Raw genomic sequence first — 23,324 nt, 5'->3', positions numbered from 1 at the left:
TGGACGACGCGCAGCCGCTGCTCGTCCTCACCCGCTCCGACGTGGCCGACCGGGTACCCGAGGGCCGTCCGGTCGTCGTGCTGGACGATCCGGCGGTCGTCGAAGCGGTGGCAGCCCGGTCGGGTGCCGAACTCGACAGCCCCGCGCGACTGTCGAACCCGGCCTACCTGATCTACACCTCCGGCTCGACCGGCCGCCCCAAGGGTGTCGTGGTCTCGCACTCGGGTGTCGCGAGCCTGCTCGCCACCCAGGTCGAGCGCTTCGAGGTAGGCGACGGCTCGCGCGTCCTGCAGTTCGCCTCGCCGAGCTTCGACGCGGCCTTCTGGGAGCTGTGCATGGGCCTGCTCTCGGGCGCGGCCCTGGTCGTCGTCCCCGCCGAGCGGCTCGCCGCCGGCGAGGAACTGACCGGAACGCTCGCGGAGTTCGGCGTCACCCACGCGACGATCCCGCCCGTGGTCCTCGCCGCGATGGAGCCCGAGGCGCGGCTGCTGCCCGGCGGCACGCTGGTCTCCGCCGGTGAGGCCCTGTCCGGCGAGGTCGTCGGCCGCTGGTCGCCCGGCCGCCGGCTGGTGAACGCCTACGGCCCGACCGAGTCCACCGTCTGCGCCTCGATGAGCGGCGCCCTCGGCGGAGCCGTCGCACCGCCGATCGGCACGCCGGTGTTCAACTCCCGTCTGTACGTGCTGGACCCGGCGCTGCGCCCGGTGGCGCCCGGCGTGGTCGGCGAGCTGTTCATCGCCGGCCCGAGCCTGGCCCGCGGCTACCTGAACCGGCCCGACCTGTCCGCCCAGTGCTTCGTCGCCGACCCGTACGGCCCGGCCGGTGCCCGGATGTACCGCACCGGCGACCTCGCCCGCTGGGGCGCGGACGGCCAACTCGTGTACGTCGGCCGCGCCGACGACCAGGTGAAGGTGCGCGGCTTCCGGATCGAGCTCGGCGAGGTGGAAGCGGCGCTGGCCGCGCAGGAGGGTGTCGGCCAGGTGGCCGTCGTCGTGCGCGAGGACCAGCCGGGCGTGCGTCAGCTCGTCGGCTACGTCGTCCCGAGCGAGGGCGCCGAGCCCGTACCCGCCGAACTTCGCTCGCGCGTCGGCGAGTCGCTGCCCGACTACATGGTCCCCGCAGCCGTCGTCGTGCTGGACGCCTTCCCGCAGACCCCGAACGGCAAGCTGGACCGCAAGGCCCTGCCGGCCCCCGACCTGTCCACCGCCACCACCGGCGGCGAGGCCCGCAGCGACCGCGAGGCGACCCTCGCGGAGCTGTTCGCCGGACTCCTCGGCCTGGAGAAGGTCGGCGTCCACGACAGCTTCTTCGACCTGGGCGGCGACAGCATCGTCTCCATCCAGCTGGTCAGCCGCGCCCGCAAGGCCGGCCTGGTGATCACCCCGCGCCAGGTCTTCGAACGCAAGACCGTCGCCGCCCTCGCCGCCGTCGCGGGCAGCCTCGACCAGGTGGTCAGCGACGGCCCGGACGACGGCATCGGCGAGGTACCGCTCACCCCGACCGTGCACTGGCTGCGCGAACGCGGCGGCCCGATCGGCCGGTTCAACCAGTCGACCCTGCTGCACGCCCCGGCCGAGCTGACCGAGGAGCACCTGACCGCCGCCCTCCAGGCCGTGCTGGACCACCACGACGCGCTGCGCCTGCGGTTGATCCGCGACACCGGCCAGTGGCGCCTGACCGTCCCCGAGCGCGGCGCCGTCGACGCGGCCGGCTGTGTCCGGCGGGTCGACACGAGCGGCCTGGACGCGGACGAGCTGCGCGCCCTGACCTCCGCCGAGAGCGAGGCCGCCTGGGCCCGAATCTCCCCGGATGACGGCGCCATGCTCCAGGCGGTCTGGTTCGACGCCGGCCCCGGCGACACCGGCCGACTGCTGCTGGTCGCCCACCACCTGGTGATCGACAACGTCTCCTGGCAGATCCTGGTCCCCGACCTGGCCGCCGCCTGCGCGGCGCGCGTCGCCGGCCGGGAGCCGCAGCTGCAGCCCACCGGCACCTCCCTGCGCCGCTGGGCCGAGCACCTGGTCGAGCTCGCCCACAAGCCCGAGCGGGTCGCCGAACTCGCCCTGTGGGAGGAGATGCTGGACATCCCGGACGCCCTGCTCGGCGACCGCCCGCTGGACCCGGGCCAGGACGTGCTGGGCACCATGCGCTTCCTCACCCGGACCGAGCCCGCCGAGCACGTCACCCCGCTGCTCACCACGCTGCCCGCCGCCTACCACGCCGGCGTCAACGACGTGCTGCTGACCGCGCTCGCCCTGGCCGCCGCCGACTGGCGGGCGGCCCGGGGAGAGGAGGACGAGACCGCCGTCCTGGTCGACCTGGAGGGTCACGGCCGAGAGGACGTCGTCCCGGGCGTGGACCTGTCCCGCACGGTCGGCTGGTTCACCAGCCTGCACCCGGTGCGGCTGGACGTCGACGGCGTCGACCTCGCGCAGGTCGCGGACGGCGGCCCGGGCGTCGGCCAGGCGCTGAAGCTGGTCAAGGAGCAGCTGCGAGCCCTGCCCGACCACGGTCTCGGCTACGGGCTGCTGCGCCACCTCAACCACGACACCCGGGACTCGCTGGCCGAACTCCTCGGCCCGCAGATCAGTTTCAACTACCTCGGCCGCACCCCGGCGGCCGCCGGTGCCACCGCCGAGCCGTGGACCCCGGTGGCCGAGGAGGGCATGGTCGGCGGCGCCGACCTGTCCGGCGGCCGGCCCGAGCCGGAGACGCCGATGACGCACGCGCTCGCCGTCAACGCGCTCACCGAGGACCACCCGGACGGGCCGCGACTGCTGCTCGTCTGGTCCTGGCCGCAGACCCTGCTGCGCGAACAGGACGTGGCCGAACTGGCCGACTGCTTCAGCCGGGCCGTGCGTGCCCTGGCCGCACACGCCGAACGCCCCGAGAGCGGCGGCTTCACCCCGTCCGATCTCTCCCTGGTCTCGCTGAGCCAGGACGAACTGGACGGTTTCGCGGCGGAGTTCGACCAGGACTTCACCGACGAGCTGGACGAGGACGAGGTCGAGGACGACTTCGAGGACGAATGGGAGACCGCAAAGTGACCGAGTCCGGCGTGCAGAACCCCGGCACCAACACCCGCCGGAGCAGCGGCGCGAAGAAGTCCGCCGTCGAGGACATCCTCCCGCTCTCCCCGCTCCAGGAGGGCATGCTCTTCCAGGCCCTCTACGACCAGGACGGCCCCGACCTCTACGTCCACCAGCTGCTGCTGGACCTCCAGGGCCCGCTGGACACCCGCGCCCTGCGCCTGGCCGCCCGCACCCTGCTGGAGCGGCACGCCAACCTGCGGGTCGGCTTCCGCAGCGACAAGGTGAGCAAGCCCGTCCAGCTGGTGCACCGCAAGGTCGCCGTGCCGTGGGAGCAGATCGACCTCAGCGCCCTGGACCCGCAGCGCCAGGAGGCCGAGCTGGCCCGGCTCGCCGACGAGGACCAGGCCCGCCCGTTCGACCTGACCCGCCCGCCGCTGATGCGCTTCACCGTCCTGCGGCTGGCTCCCGAGCGGTTCCGGCTGATGCTGACCAAGCACCACATCCTGATGGACGGCTGGTCGGTGCCGGTGCTGATCCGGGAGCTGTTCGAGCTGTACGGCAGCCGGGGCGACGCCTCGGTGCTGGCCCCGGTCACGCCGTACCGCGACTACCTCGCCTGGCTGGCCGACCAGGACGCCGACGCCGCCGAGCGGGCCTGGCGCATCGCGCTGGCCGAGATCGACGAGCCGACCCTGGTCGCGCCCGCCACCCGCGGCCGCGCCATGGTGCGCCCCGGCTGGCTGCGCCACCAGGTGCCCACCGAGGTCGCCACCGGCCTGCAGGCGCTCGCCCGCAGCCACGGCCTCACCCTCAACACCGTCGTCCAGGGCGCCTGGGGCTTGCTGCTGAGTGTGCTGACCGGCCGCGAGGACGTGGTGTTCGGCGCGATCGTCTCCGGCCGCCCGCCGGAGATCCCCGAGGTCGACACCATGGTCGGCCTGTTCATCAACACCCTGCCGGTGCGGGTCCGGCTGCGGGCCGGCGACTCCCTGCTGGGCGCGCTCACCCGGCTGCAGGCCGAGCAGAGCGAACTGCTCGCCCACCAGCACGTCAGCCTCACCGACGTGCAGCAACTCGCCGGGCACGGCGAGCTGTTCGACACCACGCTGGTGTACCAGAACTACCCGGTGGACCCGACCACCGAGCACCTCGAGGTGGCCGGCGTCCGGTTCTCCGGCGTGGACGGACGCGACGGCGCGCACTACCCGCTGAACCTGGCCGCCGGCCTGATGGGCGAGGACCTGCACCTGCGGCTGTGCTACGCCCCCGACCTGTTCGGCGAGGACGAGGCGCAGGCCGTGCTCGACCGGCTGCTGCGGCTGCTGGCCGCCATCGCCGCCGACCCGGAGCAGCCGATCGGCCGGCTCGACGTGCTCTCCGCCGGGGAGCGCCGCCGGCTGCTGACCGACTGGAACGACAGCGCCCGCGAGGTGGCTCCGGCCACCCTGCCCGAGCTGTTCCAGGCCCGTGCCGCCGCCGACCCGGACGCGCCCGCGCTGCTGTTCGGGGACACCGTGGTCTCGTACGGCGAGCTCAACGAACGCGCCAACCGGCTGGCCCACCACCTGATCGCGGCCGGGGTCGGCCCGGAGCAGTTCGTCGCCGCCGCGGTGCCCCGATCGGTGGAGCTGATCGTCGCCCTGTGGGCCGTCGCCAAGGCCGGCGCCGCCTACCTGCCGCTCGACCCGCAGTACCCGGCCGACCGGCTGGCCTTCATGCTTGCCGACGCCCGGCCGGTGCTCGGTCTCGCCACCGCCGCCACCGCCGAACTGCTCGGCGCGGCCGGCGCCGAGGTGCCGAGCGTCGTCCTGGACGACCCGGCCACCCTCGCCGCCCTGGCCGCTCGCCCGGCGAGCGACCCGACCGACGCCGACCGCATCGCCCCGCTGCACCTGGCCAACCCGGTGTACGTCATCTACACCTCCGGCTCCACCGGCCGCCCCAAGGGCGTCGTCGTCCCGCACCGGGGCCTGGCCAGCCTGGTCACCACCCAGGCCGAGGCCGTCCAGGCCGGGCCTGGCAGCCGGGTGCTGCAGTTCGCCTCGGTCAGCTTCGACGCCGGTTTCTGGGACATCTCGATGGGCCTGCTCTCCGGCGCCGCCCTCGTCCTCGGCAGCGCCGACGACGTGCTGCCCGGCGAGCCGCTGGCCGAGCTCGTCCGCCGGCACGCCGTCACCCACGCCACCCTGCCGCCGGTCGCGCTCGCCGCGCTGCCGACCGGTGACGAGGTGCTGGCCGGCGCCACTCTGGTCTCCACCGGCGACGCCTGCACCCCCGAACTGGTCGCGCGCTGGTCGCCCGGCCGCCGACTGCTCAACGGCTACGGCCCCACCGAGACCACCGTCGGCGCCACCATGAGCACCGCCCTCACCCCCGGCGGCACCCCGCCGATCGGCCGTCCGTTCGCCAACTCCCGGGTGTACGTGCTCGACCGCGCACTGCGTCCGGTGCCGCCCGGCGTGGCCGGCGAGATGTACATCGCCGGCGAGGGCCTGGCCCGCGGCTACCTCAAGCGTCCCGGCCTGACCGCCGAGCGCTTCGTCGCCGACCCGTACGGCCCGCCCGGCGCCCGGCTCTACCGCTCCGGCGACCTCGGCCGCTGGCGCGCCGACGGGCAGCTGGAGTTCGCCGGCCGCGCCGACGACCAGGTGAAGGTCCGGGGCTTCCGGATCGAGCTCGGCGAGATCGAGTCCGTCCTCGGCCTGCACGCCGCGGTCGGTCACGCCGCTGTGGTCGTGCGCGAGGACGAGCCCGGCGACAAGCGCGTCGTCGCCTACCTGGTGGCCGCCGAGCGGCAGACCGTCGCCGTGGACGAGCTGCGGGAGTACCTGGGCGCCAAGCTGCCGGAGTTCATGGTCCCGTCAGCCTTCGTGGTGCTCGACGAATTCCCGCTGATGCCCAACGGCAAGGTCGACCGCAAGGCCCTGCCTGCCCCCGAACTCGCCGGCGAGCCCGCCGGCCGCGAGCCGCAGGGCCCCGAGGAGGAGGCGCTGTGCGCGCTCTTCGCCGAGATCCTGGGCCTGCCCTCGGTCGGCGTCGACCAGAGCTTCTTCGAGCTCGGCGGGCACTCGCTGCTCGCCACCCGGCTGGTCAGCCGGGTCCGCTCCGACCTCGGCGTCGAACTCCCCATCCGCGCCCTGTTCGAGGCACCCAGCGTGGCCGGGCTCGCCGAGCGGGTCGCCGCGGCCGGTGGCGCCCGGGCCGCGCTGAAGGCGGGCCCCAGGCCCGAGGCCGTCCCGCTGTCCTTCGCGCAGCGCCGGCTCTGGTTCCTCAACCGGATGCAGGGCCCGGACGCCACCTACAACGTCCCGCTGGCCGTCCGGCTGCACGGTGCCCTCGACCGCGCCGCGCTGGAGGCCGCCCTCGCCGACCTCACCGCGCGGCACGAGAGCCTGCGCACCGTCTTCCCCGACCGGGACGGCGAACCGCGCCAGCACGTCCTCGACGCGGCGGACGCCCGGCCCGCGCTGACCGTCACCGGCACCACCGAGGACGGCCTCGAAGCCGCGATCCAGCGGTCCGCCGGCCGCGGCTTCGACCTCTCCGTCGACCAGCCGCTGCGCGCCGACCTGTTCGTGCTGGCCCCCGAGCAGCACGTGCTGCTGCTCACCGTCCACCACATCGCCACCGACGGCTGGTCGATCGCCCCGCTCGCCCGCGACCTCTCCATCGCCTACGCGGCCCGCAGCCGGGGCGAGGCCCCGCGCTTCCGGCCGCTGCCCGTCCAGTACGCCGACTACGCGCTCTGGCAGCGCCACGCCCTCGGCAGCGAGGACGACCCGAAGAGCCAGGCCACCAAGCAGCTCGCACACTGGCGCCGGACCCTGGACGGCCTGCCCGACCAGCTGCGGCTGCCCACCGACCGGCCCCGCCCGGCGGTCGCCGCCCACCGCGGCGACGGCGTGGCCTTCCGGCTCGACGCCAGGCTGCACGCCCGCCTCGCCGGGCTCGCCCGGGACGGCCGGGCCAGCATGTTCATGGTCCTGCAGGCCGGCCTCGCCGCCCTGCTCAGCGCCCACGGCGCCGGAGACGACCTGCCGATCGGCACCCCGATCGCCGGGCGCACCGACGACGCCCTGGACGACCTGGTCGGCTTCTTCGTCAACACCCTGGTGCTGCGCACCGACACCTCGGGCGACCCGACCTTCCGCCAGCTGATCGACCGGGTCCGGGACACCGACCTCGCCGCCTACGCCCACCAGGACCTGCCGTTCGAGCGGCTGGTCGAGGTGCTCAACCCGCGCCGTTCGCTCGCCCGGCACCCGCTGTTCCAGGTGATGCTGACCGTCCACAACAACACCGAGGCCACGCTTGACCTGGCCGGGCTGCGCGCCGAGCCGTACACGCCCGCCGAGCAGGGCGCCAAGTTCGACCTCGCCGCCCACCTCGGCGAGCGCTTCGACGCCGCGACCGGGGCCCCGACCGGCATCGACGGCGTCCTGCAGTACGACACCGAGCTGTTCGACCGTGCCACCGCCGAGCGGCTCACCGAGCGGCTGGCTCGGCTGCTCACTGCCGCCGCCGAGGCCCCGGACCAGCCGATCGGCGGGATCGACCTGCTCGGCCCGGACGAGCGCCGGCAGCTGCTCACCGAGTGGAGCGGCGCCGAACGGCCCGTTCCGGTGGTGCCCGTCCCGGAACTGTTCCAGGCCCAGGTCGCCCGCACTCCCGGGGCCACCGCCCTGGTGGCCGGCGCCGACGTGCTCGACTACGTCGAGCTGAACGCCCGCGCCAACCGGCTCGCCCGGGTGCTCGTCGCGCGCGGCGCCGCCCCCGGCACCCTGGTCGCGCTCGCCCTGCCGCGCAGCGCCGACCTGGTCGTCGCCCTGCTCGGGGTGCTCAAGAGCGGCGCCGGCTACCTGCCGCTCGACCCGAACCACCCGGCCGAGCGCACCCGCCAGGTGCTCGCCGACGCCATGCCCAAGCTGCTCCTGACCGACCGCGAGGGCTTCGAACTGCCGGACGGCATCGAGGTGTTGCTGCTTGACGAGCTCCGCGGGCCGGCGGCTGCCCAGTCGGCCGTCGACCTCACCGACGCGGACCGCAGCGCGCCGCTCGACCCCGGCCACCCGGCCTACGTCATCTTCACCTCCGGATCCACCGGCCGGCCCAAGGGCGTCGTGGTCGAGCACCGCTCGGTCGCCGACTACCTCGGCTGGGCCGCCACCGCCTACCCGGCCGCCGCCGGCGCCGCCCTGCTGCACTCGCCGGTCACCTTCGACCTGACAGTCACCGCGCTCTACACCCCGTTGGTCACCGGCGGCACCGTCCACCTGGCCCCGCTCACCGAGGACGCCGCCACCGAGGCGGCCCTGGCCGACCAGCCGGTCACCTTCCTCAAGGCGACCCCCAGCCACCTGCCGCTGCTCGCCGAACTGCCCGACGCGTTCTCGCCCACCGGCGAACTGCTGCTCGGCGGCGAGGCCCTGTACGGCGAGGCCGTCCGAGCCTGGCGCGAGCGCCACCCGCAGGCCACCGTGGTCAACGTCTACGGACCGACCGAGGCCACCGTCAACTGCACCGAGCACCGGATCGAGCCCGGGCAGCCGCTGCCGGCCGGCCCCGTCCCGATCGGCCGCCCCTTCCCCAACACCCGCGCCTACGTGCTGGACGCCACGCTGCGCCCGGTGCCGCCCGGCGTGCCCGGCGAGCTGTACATTGCCGGGGCGAGCCTGGCCCGCGGCTACCTGGGCCGCCCCGCCCTGACCGCCGAGCGCTTCACCGCCGACCCGTACGGCCCGGCCGGCGCCCGGATGTACCGCACCGGCGACCTCGCCCGCTGGACGGCGGACGGCCGGCTGGTTCACCTCGGCCGGGCCGACGACCAGGTCAAGCTGCGCGGCCACCGGATCGAACTCGGCGAGATCGAGGCCGTGCTGGCCGGCCACCCGGACGTGGTCCGGGCGACCGCCGTGCTGCGCGAGGACACGTCCCGCTCCGCCGAGGACGCCCCGACCGGCGACCAGCGGTTGGTCGCCTACGCGGTGCCCGCCGAGGGCGCCGAGGCCGAACCCGCCCAGCTGCGCGCCCACCTGGCCGCCCTGCTGCCGGACTACATGGTCCCGGCCGCCGTGGTCGTGCTCGACCGGCTGCCGCTCAGCAGCCACGGCAAGATCGACCGATCCGCCCTGCCCGCACCGGAGTTCGGCCCCGCCGCCGCCGGCCGCGCCCCGCGCGACGAGCGCGAGCGGCAGCTGCTCGCCCTGTTCGCCGAAGTGCTCGGCGTCACCGGGCTCGGCATCGACGACAACTTCTTCGACCTCGGCGGGCACTCCCTGCTGATCACCCGCCTGGCCGGGCGGATCCGCGAGACCCTGGGCGCCGAACTGACCATCCGCAGCCTGTTCGAGGCGCCCACCGTCGCCCGGCTCGCCGAACGGCTGGCCGACCGCGCCACCGGGGACCGCTTCGACGACACGCTCGACGTGCTGCTGCCGCTGCGCGCCGGCGGCAGCCGGCCTCCGCTGTTCTGTGTCCACCCCGGCCTCGGCATCGGCTGGGTCTACTCCGGCCTCGCCCGCAGCCTGGACGACCGCCCGCTGTACGCCCTGCAGGCCCGCGGCCTGCGCGGCGACGACGACCGGCTCCCGGCGAGCGTCGAGGAGATGGCCGAGGAGTACCTGGCGCGGATCCGGGCCGTCCAGCCCGAGGGGCCGTACCACCTGCTCGGCTGGTCCTTCGGCGGCGTGGTGGCCCAGGCGATCGCCGCCAGGCTGGAAGCAGCCGGAGAGCGGGTCGCTCTGCTCACCCTGCTGGACGCCTACCCGCACGGCAGGGAACACGTCGAGCACGACGGCGCCGCGTTCCGCCGCGAACTGGTAGGCCTGACCGGATCCCCGGCGCCGGAGGGCGAGCTGAGCCACGCGCAGGCCGCCGAACTGCTGGGCGCGAGTGCACTGCCCGGCATCGAGGCCCGGCACGTCGCGGCGATCGAGCGGGTCGCGGCGAACAACGGCCGACTGGCCGACGCGGTGCGCCCCGCCGTCTTCCGGGGGGACGTCCTGTACTTCTTCGCCACTGAGGGCCGGGACGCGGACGCGCCCGCCGTCGAGTCCTGGCAGCCTTACCTGACGGGGGAGTTCGAACTGGTCGAGGTCGCCTGCCCGCACGACGCGATGACCGCGCCCGGCCCGCTCGCCGCGATCGGCCGCACGCTCGCCGCGCGGCTTCACCGCAGTAGCCACTGAACCTTCCGACGAACAACAGGAGTTGAGGCATGGAGACAGCGATCAGGGCGGCCGGCCTGCGCAAGCGGTACGGTGACCACCAGGCGCTGAACGGGGTGGACCTGTGTGTCCCGGCCGGCACCGTGCTCGGCGTGCTCGGCCCGAACGGTGCGGGCAAGACCACCACCGTACGGATCCTGGCCACCTTGCTGGACGCGGACGAGGGCACCGCCGAGGTGGCCGGCTACGACGTCCGCACCCAGCGCCGGGACGTCCAGCGCAGCATCGGCCTGACCGGCCAGTACGCCGCCGTGGACGAGCAGTTGACCGGCCGGGAGAACCTGCGGATGGTCGGCATGCTGCAGCGACTGGACCGGCGCGCGGCCGGCCGGCGGGCCGCCGAACTGCTGGAGCGCTTCGACCTGGGCGAGGCCGCCGACCGGCGGGCCGGCACCTACTCCGGCGGCATGCGCCGCCGGCTCGACCTGGCCGCCAGCCTGGTGGCCGACCCGGCGGTGCTCTTCCTGGACGAGCCCACCACCGGCCTGGACCCGGCCAGCCGGCTCGCCCTGTGGGCGATGATCCGCGAGCAGGTGGCGGCCGGCGTTACCATCCTGCTCACCACCCAGTACCTGGAGGAGGCCGACCAACTGGCCGACCGGATCGTGGTGGTGGACTCCGGGCAGGTCATCGCCGAGGGCACCTCGGACGAGCTGAAGCGCCGGGTCGGCGGCGAGCGGCTGGAGGTGCGCCCGGTGGACCCGGCGCAGCTGCCGGCTGTCACCGAGGTGCTTGCCGCGCTGCCGGGCTCCGTCCCGGCGCTCTCGGAGGACGGGCGCTTCGTGTCCGCCCGGCTCACCGCCGCGAACTCCGGTCTGGCAACCGCCGCCGCCGAGTTGGAGCGGCGCGGGATCGAGGTGGTGGACTTCGCGCTGCGCCGGCCATCGCTGGACGAGGTGTTCCTCACCCTCACAGGCCAGGGCGGCCGGCCCGCCGCTGAGCCGAACGAGCCCACGGAACTCACGGAACTCAAGGAACGGAGCCTGGCATGACAGGCGTACTCGTCGAGGGCACGGTCTGCGTCGAGCGGCACTTGCGGCACCTGATCCGGATGCCCGGCAAGCTGGTCAGCGCGATCCTGCTGCCGATGGTCTTCGCGCTGCTGTTCGGCGTGCTGTTCGGCAGCGTGATCGACGTCCCGGGCGGCGGCTACCATGAGTTCATCATGGCCGGGATCTTCACCCAGGGCGTGATGTCGGCGGTGCCCAACACGGCGGTCGGCACCGTCGAGGACCTGCGCAACGGCCTGACCGACCGGTTCCGCTCGCTGCCGATGTCCGGCGCGGCGGTGCTGATCGGCCGCACGGTCGGGGACACCGCGCTGCGTGCTCTGAGCTGCCTGGCGATGGCGATGGTCGGACTGCTGATCGGCTGGCGCACCCACACCGGCGTCCTGTCGGTGCTGGCCGGCTTCGGCCTGCTGCTGCTGTTCGGTTTCGTGATGGCCTGGGTCGGCGCGCTGATCGGCCTGTCGACCGGCAACGCCGAGACCGCTTCGGGGGTGCCCTCGGTGCTGCTGATGCCGGTGATGTTCCTGTCCAGTGCCTTCATCCCGCTCACCGGACTGCCGCACTGGCTGGCCGTGGCGGCCGAGTGGAACCCGCTGAGCGCGGTGGTCGGCGGCTGCCGCGACCTGTGGGGCAACCCGCAGGCCACCGCTTCCGGCTCCTTCCCGGTGCAGCACCCGGTGCTGCTGAGCCTGCTGTGGATGGCCGTGCTGTTCGCCCTGGTGGCACCGCTGGCAGTGCGCAAGTACCGCACTGCCGCAGCCCGTTGAACGACTCCTGAGACCCGAGTGAGACCTAGGAACGTCCGATGACCGAGATGATGACCGAACCGACGGCCGGCCTGGAGCGGGGCCCGGCGGATGGGCCCGAGGCCCCGATCAGCTACGGCGGCTATCTGGAGGTGCCGGGCCTGCTGGAGCTGCAGCGCCCGCGCACCGAGGCCCACGACGAACTGCTCTTCATTGTCACCCACCAGACCTTCGAGCTCTGGTTCGCCTGCGCGCTGCGCGAGTTGGAGCGGGCGCGGGATCTGATCCAGCAGGGCCGCACCGGCCCGGCCCGATGGTGCCTGCGCCGGATGCGCGAGATGGTCCGGCTCTGGGTCGTCCAGATGGACGTGCTGGGCACCATGACCCCCGAGGGTTTCAACGAGTTCCGTGGCGTGCTGGGCGAGTCCAGCGGCTTCCAGTCGGTGCAGTTCCGCGAGCTGGAGATGATCTGCGGCCTGCGCGAGCGCCGCTACCTGACGCTGCCGGGCTCCACCACCGCCGAGTGCGAGCGACTGAACCGGCGCTTCGAGGAGCCCTCGCTGCGCGATGCCTTCACCGCGCTGCTGGAGCGCAACGGGCTCGACGCCGAGGCGCTGTTCGTCCCCGGCCTGGCCCCGGACGAGCTGCGCGAACTGGCCGAGGACCTGCTGGAGTTCGACGCGGCCTTCCACCAGTGGCGCTACCGGCACTGGCTGTTGGTGGTCCGCGCGCTCAGCTCGCGGCCGGGCACCGGCGGCAGCGCGGGCGCGGAGTTCCTGCGCCGGACGCTGGACCAGTGGTTCTTCCCCGAGCTGCACGAGGCCCGCACCGGAGTGTCCGACGTCCGCAAGGACACCGCCGCCGAGTCGGCCGGCCCCGGCTGCCCGCTCGGCCACGGCACCGCCACCGCCTGAGCGCCACCGCACAACACCACCAGGACAGGAGTGGGATCGTGGAGTTGGACCGTCTGCTGCCGCAATGGGACCACACCGAGCGGCACCGGATCGCGGTGCCGGCGACGACCGACCCGGCGGTGGCGATCGCCGCCGTCGAGGCCGTCCGCTTCCGGGACGTCCCGGTGTTCCACGCGATCACCACCGTCGGCACCCTCGGCACCAAGCGCGGCCAGTCGGGGCGCCCGTTCCTGGCGTCCATGCTCTCCGGGGGCTTCGCCGTGCTGCACCGCTCGGCGGACGAACTGGTCATCGGCGCCGCCGTCCGCACCACCGGCGGCAGCGGGCCCGCCGACCTCGGCGACGGACCCGGGGCCGCCTTCCGGGACTTCGACCAGGACGGCCACTACAAGGTGGCCTTCAACTTCCACTGCGCGGGCGGCGAACTGTCCACCGAGACCCGGGTGCTGAGCACCGACCCGGCCACCCGCCGGCGCTTCAGGCGGTACTGGCTGATGATCCGGCTGCCCAGCGGCCTGATCCGCCAGGAGTGGTTGCGAGCCGCCCGCCGCGGGCTGGAACCGGCCGCGCTGACTGGCTCGCAGCCACCGGAAAGCCCTTCTCTTCGGAAAGACCTGTGATGACCGTACCGAGCACCGAACCCGTGGCCACCCCGTCGGCCGTCGACCTCGACGCCCTCGGCGCCGTGGACGCCCTCAGCGCCGCCGAGGCCGTCGACGCCCTCGACCTGGACGCGGTCGACCTCACCGACCCGCGGACCTTCGTCGGCACCGACCTGTACGCCCTCTGGCGGCGCTTCCGCACCGAGCGCCCCGTCCACCAGCACCGCGCCACCGCGCAGTTGCCCAGCTTCTGGGCGCTGACCAGGTACGACGACGTGCTGGCCGTCTACAAGGACAACCAGCGCTTCACCTCCGAGCGCGGCAACGTGCTGACCACCCTGCTCCAGGGCGGCGACTCGGCCGGGGGCAAGATGCTCGCCGTCACCGACGGCGCCCGGCACCGGGCGATCCGCAACCTGATGCTCCGCTCCTTCTCGCCGCGCGCCCTCGACCACGTGGTGGCCCAGGTCCGGCTGCGCACCACCGAGCTGCTGGGCCGGGCGCTCGGCCAGGGCACCTTCGACTACGCCGCCGAGGTCGCCGAGCACATCCCGATGGGCACCATCTGCGACCTGATGGCCGTGCCCCCGCAGGACCGCCAGCGGCTGCTGGACTGGAACAAGCAGGTGCTCAGCGCCGACAGCGCGGACGGCAGCGCCGAGGAGGCGTGGCTCGCCCGCAACGAGATCCTGCTCTACTTCTCCGACCTCGCACGGGCCCGCCGCCGCAACCCCGGCGACGACGTGATCAGCGCGCTCGCCACCGGCGAGGTGGACGGGGTGCCGCTGTCCGAGGACGAGATCATCTTCAACTGTTACAGCCTGATCATCGGCGGCGACGAGTCCAGCCGGATGGCCTCCATCGGTGCGGTGCTCGCCTTCGCCCAGCACCCCGAGCAGTGGCGGGCGTTCAAGGCCGGGCAGGTGAGCGTGGCGAGCGCGGCGGAGGAGATCCTGCGCTGGACGACGCCCGCCATGCACTTCGGCCGGCGCGCCCTGGTCGACCTGGAGATCGGCGGCCGGCAGATCGCCGCGGGCGACATCGTGACGCTCTGGAACACCTCCGCCAACTTCGACGACGAGGTCTTCGCCGACCCGCGGACCTTCGACCTCGCCCGCACCCCCAACAAGCACGTGACCTTCGGCTACGGCCCGCACTTCTGCCTGGGCGCCTTCCTCGGCCGCGAGGAGCTGAAGGCCCTGCTGGAAGCGCTGCGCGAGCAGGTGGCCGGCATCGAGCAGGCCGGGCCGGCCGCCCGGGTCTACTCCAACTTCCTGTTCGGGTACAGCACCCTGCCGGTGACCCTCCACCCGGAGCGCTGAGCCCGTACGCGCCGAGCGGCCGGTACCCTGTCGGGGGGTACCGGCCGCTCGCTGTGTCACACCCGCTCGCGCGACTTCCGGTAGTACTGGACCAGGACGAGCGCGAACAGCAGCCCGCCGAGCAGGAAGTAGCCCTCGACCACCCGCATCGACCAGATCGTGTAGGCCGACGGCTGCGCCACCCCGAACACCTTCTCGTTGGTCTGCCCGGTCATGCTCTGCGGCAGCATCCCGAGTCCCCAGCGCACCACCAGCAGCACGGCGGCGATCCACGCGCTCGCCGTCACGGTCCACAGCGGCGCCCCCGTCCGCCAGGCCGTCCGCACCCGGGTCGCGGCCGCGACCCTGCCGACCGCACCGAGCGTGCGCTCCCGCCACACCGGGAGGAGCAGGGCCGGCGGGACGACCGTGCCCCAGAGGCACATCCCGGTGACCACCAGGTCGTAGGCGAGGAAGCCGGGGCTGCTGGACATGTCGATGTTCTCGCCGTCGCCCAGGCCGAAGGTGCCGCCGAGCGCCCAGTAGAGGTGGAAGAGGGCGAACACGAAGGACCACAGGGCGGTGGCATGTGCCGCCCAGGTGGCCGGCCGGGCGGTGGCCGGCACGGTTCGGTCGACTGCGGTCATCGGTACTCCAGGAGTTGGTCGGGGACGGTGGGAGAGGGTCAGCGCTGGGCGCGGAAGATCGAGAACACCACCCGGAGCACCAGCACGCTGCTGATCACCAGGAGGTTGTAGCCGAGTACCTGGAAGAGCTGGAGCGAGTGCCCGAGGACGGGACCGCCGGAGGTGCCGACCAGCAGCACCCCGATCAGGCCGAGGGTGCCGCCGAGGAAGGTGAGCAGCACCTCGTGCACCAGGGTGCGGACGAAGCGGCGGTCCCGTTCGTCGGCGAGCAGGCGCACCTGCACGCCGAGCCGCCCGTGCTCCAGCGCGTTGGTGATCCGCTCCAGCCGGCGCGGCATCCGGCGCAGCATCGGTGCGAGCGACAGCGCCTCCTCGACGAGGACCTCGCCGAGCGCCTTCGGGGTGAGCCTGCGCCGCAGCTGGTCACGGGCGAAGCCCTTCGCCTGGGTGACGATGTCGAAGCCGGGGACGAGCAGTTCCGTCGAGCCCTCCAGGGTGGCCAGCGCGCGGAACGCGGCGGCGATGTCCGGTGGGCAGGTGAGGCCGTGCCGGGCGACCAGCAGGAACAGGTCGGCGAACATCTCGCGGTCGGGGCGCACGCCCGGCGTCAGGTGCCGGGCCATGAACCGGCCGAGAGCGCGCTCCAGCCGGGCCTCGTCGATCTCCTCGTCCCGGTCGACGAGTTCGAGCAGCGCGTCGCACAGGGCCACCGGGTCGCTGCGGTGGATGGCCAGCAGCAGGTTGCGCAGCGAGGCGCGCAGCATCCGGTCCACCCGGCCGACCGAGCCGAAGTCGAGCAGCCCGAGCCGGCCGTCCGGGAGCAGCATGATGTTGCCGGGGTGCGGGTCGGCGTGGAACACCCCGCCGAGCATGATCTGTTGGAGCACGCACTCCACCAGCTGCCGGGCCAGCGCGGCGCGGTCCGCCTCGTCGCCGGGCAGCGCGGCCCCGGCGCTGCCGAGGGTCACCCCGTCCATCCAGGCCAGCACCAGCACCCGTCGGCTGGAGTGCTCCTCGTGCACCTCGGGCAGCAGCACCCCGGTGGGGGCGTCGGAGCGCTCGGCCCCGGCCCGGACGGCGGCCGTGTTGCGGGCCTCGACGCGGAAGTCCAGCTCTTCGTGGAGCGAGCGGGCGAAGCCGTCCGCCAGCTCCAGCGCGCCGACGCTGCGGCCCCACTCGGTGTGCTCCTCCAGCTTGCGGCTGATCCGGAACAGGATGTCGAGGTCCTGCTGCACGGTGGCCCGCGTGCCCGGGCGCTGCACCTTCACCACCACCCGCTCGCCGGAGTGCAGGGCGGCCCGGTGCACCTGGGCGATCGACCCGGCCGCCAGCGGCTCCCGGTCGAAGGAGGCGAACACCTCGGAGACCGGCCGGCCCAGCTCCTCGGCCAGCACCTGCTGGATCTCGTCCCAGGGCTCGGGGGCGACCTGGTGCTGCAGCCGGGTCAGCTCCTCGACGAACTCGGGCGGCAGCAGGTCGTAGCGGGTGGAGAGCAGCTGGCCCATCTTCACGAAGGTGGCCCCGGCATCCTCCAGCGCCAGCCGCAGCGACACCGCCAGCGCGGCCCGCTCGGAGGCGGCGCTCGGGCCGGCGCTGCGGCCGCGCCCGCGCAGCCAGCGCCCGAGCCCGTGCCGCACCGCGATCCGGCTCAGCTCGGTGTAGCGGCGGCCCCGGGCAAGCCGGCGGCGGACGGCCTGCGGCCAGCGCACCACGCCGGATATCGAGCCGCTGGGCAGCACGACCTCGGACAGCGCGAGGAAGGCCGTCGAGACCAGTACCGCGCAGCTGAGCTGCACGGTGATCAGGGCACCGCGCCGTGAGTCCCCCATGGCCGCGCCGATCACGGCGGCCGCGCCGAGGCCGACCAGGCTGGTCAGCAGCGCCCGGGTGCGGCCGATCCGCAGCCCGAGCAGGCGACGGGCCCCGGCCGAGAGAACGGCGATGGTGAGCAGCAGGACGACGAAGGACAGGACCAGGAACAGGGCCAGTTGCATGAGCGGCGGGGGCCCGCCCGTGTGGCGGGGGGTCGGGCCGTGCCTCCTTTCGCGCAGTCAGGTGGCGGCCGGGCGAACACCCGTGCGCGGGGCGAAAGCCGGAGGGCGAACTGCCGCCCGGGCCATTCAGCATCGCACTTCGCGGCAGGTCCGAGCAGGGGCGGCGGCCGTGCGGCACGATGCTGTCCCCTAGCTGTCCCCGGGGGTTTCGGGCCGGCACCCGGGCCTGATTCCGGTGGCAGCTTCCTGAAGCATTTCTTGTCGTGTCCGATGCGATTCTGTTACCAACGAACACGTCGGCGATGAACGCCGCTCGAACGCGCCGCGGCCGCGGCCGGAGGGAGTCAACCGGTGGTTGCCGCGCGGCCCGCTCGGCGCTCGGCGGCGCCCGGGGAGGGGGGACGGCATGGAGTTACGGATTCTCGGCCCGGTGGACGTGCTGGACGGCGGCCGGGAGGTGCCGCTGGACGGCGCGAAGCAGCGCACCGTGCTGGCCGCCCTGCTGCTCGCCGAGGGCCGGCTGCTGCCGGACGAACGGCTCAGCACGCTGCTCTGGGGCTGCGACCCGCCGGCCACCCGCAACGCCCAGCTGTACACCTACGTCTCCCGGCTCCGCGGTCGGCTCGGCCCGGAGGTCGCTCTGCTCCGCCGCCCCCCCGGCTACCGGCTGGACCTCGGCACGGCCACCTTCGACCTGCACGCCTTCGAGCGCGCCGCCGAGCAGGGCCGCGCCGAACTCGCCGCCGGCCGGCCCCGCCGCGCGGCCGAACTGCTGTGCGCCGCCCTCGCGCACTGGCGCGGCACCCCGCTGGCCGGCACCACCGAGCACCTGACCGGCCGTGAACTGCCCCGGCTGGAGGAGCTGCGGCTGACCGCCCTGGAGCACCGGATCGACGCCGAGCTCGAACTCGGCCGGCACGACGCCCTGGTGGCCGAACTGACCAGCCTGGTCGCCGAGCATCCGGTCCGCGAGAAGCTGCGCGGCCAGCTGATGACCGCCCTGCACCGCTGCGGCCGGCAGGCGGACGCGCTCGGCGTCTATCAGCACGGCCGTCGGCTGCTCGTCGAGGAACTGGGCGTCGACCCGGGCCCCGGCCTGCGGGCCCTGCACCGGGCCGTTCTGCACGGCGAACTGTCCGCCCCGGCCGCCGCGCCCGCCGCCGTCGAGTCCGCGCCGGTCACCCTCTGGACCGGCCTGCCCCCCGCGACGCTGCCCGCAGCCGACCCGGACTTCACCGGGCGTGCGGACGAACTCGCCCTGCTGCGCGCCCGGTTGCGGCCCGACCCGGCACCCGGCCCGGTCACCGTGGTCACCGGCCCGCCCGGGGTGGGCAAGTCCGCGCTCGCCGTCCGCGCCGCCCGGTTGGCCCGCTGCGACTTCCCGGACGGCCAGCTGTACGCGGACCTGCGCGCCCGGCAGGCCCGCCCCCGCGATCCGACAGGGGTGCTGGGCTCGTTCCTGCGCGCGCTCGGCGCCCACCCCCGGGAGATCCCGGACGGCCTGGACGAGCGCGTCCAGCTGTTCCGCAGCCGGCTGGCCGGCCGGCGGCTGCTTCTGGTGCTGGACGACGCGGCCGACGAACGGCAGGTCCGCCCGCTGCTGCCCGGCGACGGGCCCTGCCGCACCCTGGTCACCAGCCGCAGTCCGCTGGCCGCGGTCGAGGGCAGCCGTGCGCTTCAGCTCGGCCCGCTGGAGTTCCCGGACGCCTACCAGTTGCTCGCCACCGTCGCCGGTCGAGAGCGGGTGGCCGCCGACCCGGCCTCGGCTGCCCGGATCGTCGAACTGTGCGACCGGCTGCCGCTCGCGCTGCGGATCAGCGCGGCCCGGCTGGCCACCCACCCGCATTGGTCGCCCGCCGCCCTCGCCGACCGGCTCGAACCGCCCGACCGACGGCTGAACGAACTGCGGCTCGGCGACCTGGACGTCCGGGAGAGCCTGCGCCCCGGCCACCGCGCCCTCCCCCCGGCCGCCCGGATCGTGCTGCACCTGCTGGCCCGGGCCAGCGCCAGCACCTTCACGGCGCGCGGGGCGGCGGCCCTGCTCGGGATCGGCGAACCGACGGCCGCGGACCTGCTCGACGCCCTGGCCGAGGCCCGGCTGCTGGCCGTCTCGGCGGAGCCCCGCCCGGTGTTCCAACTGACGTCGCTGGTCCGGCTGTTCGCTGCCGAACTGCCAATCGGCGACATCGTCGGGGCGGTCCCGGAACGGATCAGGGCGCTGGCCGGCTGATCCCCGGCCGCGCCACGGTCCGGTGCCGTGGTCTTCCGGTCAGCCACAGCCGCCGGCGTGCCCGAAGTCCAGGCCGCGCCCGGCGGCCGGCTCGTACCGCTCCGGCTGTTCCCGGAACTCCCGGTCCGGGCCGTCGGGGATTCCCGCGCCGTTCTGCTCCGCCACGCGGAGCTCGGTCGGGGCGGTGTTCTGTTCCATGGCGTCCTCCCGGGGCCGGTTGTGGCGGTGCTTTCGGTCCGCCGCTCCGAGCTTCGGTTCCCGAGCTATGAATTCCGTATATTCCGGCGGGCGGCCCGCGATATGGCTGCGCCATAGCCCGCCCCCGCACGCTGGGCCGACGGTCGAGGAGCGGAGGGGAACGGCGATGGAGGCCCGGATCGCGAGCGTGGTGGTGCTGGGCGGAGGCCCGGCCGGCTGGATGACGGCGGCCCATCTCAGAGCGGCGCTGCAGGGCACCGTGTCGGTGACCGTCCTGGAGGAGCCCGAGACGGCCGGCGACGCCGGGATCGAGGCGGCTCTGCCGGCCCTGCAGGACTCCTTCTTCGACCCGCTCGGCATCGCCGAGGACGACTGGATGCGCGCGTGCGACGCCTCCTTCGGGACGGCCGTGCGGTTCGTCAACTGGCGAACTCCCGGCGCCGGCCGCCCGGACGCCCGGCAGTTGCCGCAGGGCGGCCCCGACGCCTTCTACCTCCCGTACGGGCCGCTGCCCGAGCACGACCGGCTCCCGCTCTCGCACTACTGGTTCAACCGTCACCAGCACGGCGTCACCGCCGTGCCCTTCGACCACGCCTGTTTCCGGGAGCCCCCGCTGCTGGACGCCCGGCGCTCCCCGCGCTGGATGGACGGCAGTCGGGCCACCCATTACGGCTGGCACCTCGACCGGGCCCGGCTGACCGACTTCCTGCGCCGCCACGCCACCACCGAGCTGGGAGTGCTCAGGGTGCCGGGCACCCTGGCCCGGGTCGACCTGGACGCCAACGGCTACCTGGAGACGCTGCACACCACCGCCGGCGAGGCGCTGAGCGGCGACCTCTTCGTCGACTGCTCCGGTCCGCGCGCCCGGTTGCTGCGCCAGGCGATGGCCGAGCCCTACCTCGACCTCGGCGACCAGCCGTGCGACCGCGCGGTGACCGTTCGGCTGCCGCACGACGACTACGCGCTCGGCATCGAACCGTACCGCACGGTGATCGCGATGCCGTCCGGCTGGGCCGGCAAGGTCCCGCTGCTCGGCCGGTTCGAGTCCAGCTACGTCTACGCCGGCGCCTTCGCCGACGCCGGCACCGCCACCGAGCAGCTGTGCCGCCTCTGGGGCCTGGACCCGGACCGCGCCGAGGTCGCCGAGACGGTCTTCCGGGCCGGGCGCACCCGCCGCGCCTGGGTGCGCAACTGCGTCGGCATCGGTGCGAGCGCGGGCCTGCTGGACCCGCTGGAGCCGACCGCGCTGCACTTCGTCGTCAGCGCGCTCCAGCAGTTGGTGCGCCACTTCCCGGCGGGTGCCTTCACCCCGGCCCTGCTGGACGGTTTCAACCGCGCGGTGGCCACCGAGTTCGACGAGGCCCGGGACTTCGTCCAGGCGCATTACGCCTGCGCGCCGCGCACCGACACCCCGTTCTGGCGCGCCCACCGGGAGATCGACGTCCCGGCGAGCCTGCGCGCCAAGACCGTCGCCTACCGGGCCGGGCTGCCGCTGGGCGCCCCGCCGGCCGAAGAGCGGCCGTACTGCGGCGGCGGCGCCCCCGAACCGGGTCGGCTCTGGTCCAACGCCGGCTACTGCGCCGTGCTGGCCGGGCTCGGCGTGGAGCCGGACGCCCCGCTGCCCGCGCTGGCCCACCGGCCGGAGTCGGTGCGCGGTGCCGAGCCGCTGTTCGACCGGATCGAGCGTCAGCAGCGGAACCTGGTGGACACCCTGCCGGACGCCCACGACTACCTGCGCCACCTGCACGGCTGGTCGGTCGCCGGACGTCCGCGCCCCAGGGGCTGAGCGCTGCGCGCTGTCTCCGATCCCGGCGGATCCGGGCGTGAGCCTGCTGCCGGTGCTGGTGCCGATGGCGATCTTCCGGGGCCTGACGCTCATCGCGATGGGCGGCGTGATCGCCCGCTGGATGACCCCCGGGCCGGGCCGGCACCGCATGGCGTCCTGACCCGGCCGGGACGGGCACGGGGCCGGGAGGTGCGGCTCAGCCGATCCACACCGTGGTGACGTTGCAGAACTCCCGGATCCCGTGCCCGGACAGCTCCCGCCCGAACCCGGAGCGCTTGACGCCGCCGAACGGCAGCGCCGGGTGGGAGGCCGTCATGCCGTTGAAGAACACCCCGCCGGCCTGGATGTCCCGGACGAAGCGCTCCCGCTCGGCCTCGTCGGTGGTCCAGACGTTGGAGCTGAGCCCGAACGGCGAGTCGTTGGCGGCCGCCACCGCCTCGTCCAGGTCGGCCACCCGGTGGACGGTGGCGACCGGGCCGAAGGTCTCCTCCTGGTGGATCCGCATCGCCGGGGTGATGCCGGTCAGCACGGTGGGCTCGAAGAACCAGCCGGTGTCCCAGCCCTCCGGGCGTCCGCCGCCGCACTCCACCCGGGCGCCGCGGGTGCGGGCGTCCTCGACCAGCTCCTCCAGGTCGTCCCGGCCCTGGCGGCTGGCCAGCGGGCCGACGTCGGTGTCCTCGTCCATCGGGTCGCCGACCTTCAGCGCCCGCATCGCCTCGGTGAAGGCGGCGGTGAAGCGCTCGTACACGTCGGTGTGCACGATGAAGCGCTTGGCGGCGATGCAGGACTGGCCGTTGTTCTGCACCCGGGCCCGGACGGCGGTGCGCACCGCGGCGTCCAGGTCGGCGCTCGGCAGCACGACGAACGGGTCGCTGCCGCCCAGCTCCAGGACGGCCTTCTTGACCTCGTCCGCCGCGGTGGCCGCGACCGCCCGCCCGGCCGGCTCGCTGCCGGTGAGGGTGACGGCGGTGACCCTGCGGTCCCGGATCACGCCCTCGACCGCGCCCGAGCCGATCAGCAGCGTCTGGAAGCAGCCCTCCGGGAAGCCGGCCCGCCGGAACAGCTCCTCGATCGCCAGCGCGGTGCGCGGCACGTTGGACGCGTGCTTGAGCAGGCCGACGTTGCCCGCCATCAGGGCCGGCGCGGCGAACCGGACGACCTGCCAGAGCGGGAAGTTCCACGGCATCACGGCCAGCACCGGGCCGAGGGGGCGGTAGCGGACGTAGGCGCGGGTGGCCCCGGAGTCGGCGACGTCGGCCGGGGCCGGGTGCTCGTCGGCGAGCAGCGCCTCGGCGTTGTCCGCGTACCAGCGCATCGCCTTGGCGCACTTGGCGGCCTCGGCGCGGGAGGCGGCGAGCGGCTTGCCCATCTCCTCGGTCATGGTGCGGGCGACCGCCTCCTGCTCCCGGTCCAGCAGGTCGGCGGCGCGGTGCATCAGTTCGGCGCGGGCGGCGAAGGTGGTGCCGCGGTAGCCGTGGAAGGCGGCCTCGGCGCGGGCCAGCCGCCGCTCGATGCCGGCCGCGTCGAGCGGTTCGAAGGTCTGGAGGGTCTCGCCGGTCGCGGGGTTGACGCTGGCGATGGGCATGCGGGGCTCCCAGGTGGGTCGGGGTCCGGTGCGTCTGCCCTCACACCCTCCCT

At 74.3% G+C, this 23,324-nt stretch carries 14 protein-coding genes; 10 read left to right on the top strand and 4 right to left on the bottom strand.

Annotation, left to right across the window (positions count from 1 at the left end; all coding sequences use genetic code 11):
* The 7 genes from ACFVVA_RS08005 to ACFVVA_RS07975 all read left to right on the top strand — a co-directional run.
* Positions 1-3,047: amino acid adenylation domain-containing protein (locus ACFVVA_RS08005; protein ID WP_387686851.1), on the top strand; the 3,047-nt coding region annotated here is incomplete at its 5' end.
* Positions 3,029-10,219, top strand: coding sequence for an amino acid adenylation domain-containing protein (locus ACFVVA_RS08000; RefSeq protein ID WP_387686849.1), 7,191 nt, complete (start codon positions 3,029-3,031; stop codon positions 10,217-10,219). The genes ACFVVA_RS08005 and ACFVVA_RS08000, both read left to right, overlap by 19 nt.
* A gap of 29 nt (positions 10,220-10,248) precedes the next feature.
* Positions 10,249-11,250, top strand: a complete 1,002-nt coding sequence (locus tag ACFVVA_RS07995) for an ATP-binding cassette domain-containing protein (RefSeq protein WP_387686847.1) — start codon at positions 10,249-10,251, stop codon at positions 11,248-11,250.
* Positions 11,247-12,035, top strand: a complete 789-nt coding sequence (locus tag ACFVVA_RS07990; protein WP_387686845.1) for an ABC transporter permease — start codon at positions 11,247-11,249, stop codon at positions 12,033-12,035. The genes ACFVVA_RS07995 and ACFVVA_RS07990 overlap by 4 nt, the downstream gene beginning before the upstream one ends.
* Positions 12,036-12,073: 38 nt before the next feature.
* Entirely contained in the window at positions 12,074-12,928 is an 855-nt protein-coding gene (locus tag ACFVVA_RS07985) for a tryptophan 2,3-dioxygenase (RefSeq protein WP_387686841.1), read from the top strand.
* 38 nt (positions 12,929-12,966) lie between these two features.
* Positions 12,967-13,548, top strand: a complete 582-nt coding sequence (locus ACFVVA_RS07980; RefSeq protein ID WP_387686839.1) for a hypothetical protein — start codon at positions 12,967-12,969, stop codon at positions 13,546-13,548.
* Positions 13,548-14,852 (top strand): cytochrome P450, encoded by a 1,305-nt coding sequence (locus ACFVVA_RS07975; RefSeq protein WP_387686836.1) that lies wholly within the window; start codon positions 13,548-13,550, stop codon positions 14,850-14,852. The genes ACFVVA_RS07980 and ACFVVA_RS07975 overlap by 1 nt, the downstream gene beginning before the upstream one ends.
* A 56-nt stretch (positions 14,853-14,908) precedes the next feature.
* Here the strand turns inward: ACFVVA_RS07975 and ACFVVA_RS07970 are convergent, their stop codons facing one another.
* Together ACFVVA_RS07970 and ACFVVA_RS07965 are read right to left on the bottom strand one after the other, a co-directional pair.
* Positions 14,909-15,478 (bottom strand): hypothetical protein, encoded by a 570-nt coding sequence (locus ACFVVA_RS07970; RefSeq protein WP_387686834.1) that lies wholly within the window; start codon positions 15,476-15,478, stop codon positions 14,909-14,911.
* Positions 15,479-15,516: 38 nt separating this feature from the next.
* Positions 15,517-17,472: an ABC1 kinase family protein gene (locus ACFVVA_RS07965; RefSeq protein ID WP_387686831.1), complete on the bottom strand. Its 1,956-nt coding sequence runs from the start codon at positions 17,470-17,472 to the stop codon at positions 15,517-15,519.
* Between the two features lie 406 nt (positions 17,473-17,878).
* Here ACFVVA_RS07965 and ACFVVA_RS07960 point away from each other — a divergent pair, with 406 nt between their 5' ends.
* A complete protein-coding gene (locus ACFVVA_RS07960) occupies positions 17,879-19,702 on the top strand; it encodes a BTAD domain-containing putative transcriptional regulator (RefSeq protein ID WP_387686829.1) in 1,824 nt (607 codons plus the stop codon).
* A gap of 39 nt (positions 19,703-19,741) precedes the next feature.
* Here the strand turns inward: ACFVVA_RS07960 and ACFVVA_RS07955 are convergent, their stop codons facing one another.
* Positions 19,742-19,900 (bottom strand): hypothetical protein, encoded by a 159-nt coding sequence (locus ACFVVA_RS07955; protein ID WP_363383304.1) that lies wholly within the window; start codon positions 19,898-19,900, stop codon positions 19,742-19,744.
* 166 nt (positions 19,901-20,066) lie between these two features.
* Here ACFVVA_RS07955 and ACFVVA_RS07950 point away from each other — a divergent pair, with 166 nt between their 5' ends.
* A complete protein-coding gene (locus ACFVVA_RS07950; RefSeq protein WP_387686827.1) occupies positions 20,067-21,686 on the top strand; it encodes a tryptophan halogenase family protein in 1,620 nt (539 codons plus the stop codon).
* A gap of 37 nt (positions 21,687-21,723) precedes the next feature.
* Positions 21,724-21,846: a hypothetical protein gene (locus ACFVVA_RS07945; RefSeq protein ID WP_387686825.1), complete on the top strand. Its 123-nt coding sequence runs from the start codon at positions 21,724-21,726 to the stop codon at positions 21,844-21,846.
* Positions 21,847-21,882: 36 nt separating this feature from the next.
* Here the strand turns inward: ACFVVA_RS07945 and ACFVVA_RS07940 are convergent, their stop codons facing one another.
* Complete coding sequence (locus ACFVVA_RS07940; RefSeq protein WP_380553738.1) at positions 21,883-23,271, bottom strand: NADP-dependent succinic semialdehyde dehydrogenase; 1,389 nt, start codon at positions 23,269-23,271, stop codon at positions 21,883-21,885.
* Between the last annotated feature and the right edge of the window lie 53 nt (positions 23,272-23,324).

It is taken from the genome of Kitasatospora sp. NPDC058048 (genome assembly GCF_042885555.1).
GTDB lineage: Bacteria > Actinomycetota > Actinomycetes > Streptomycetales > Streptomycetaceae > Kitasatospora > Kitasatospora lactacystinica.
Note: the sequence above shows the minus strand (reverse complement) of the source record. Positions and strands in the feature narration are given on the sequence as shown.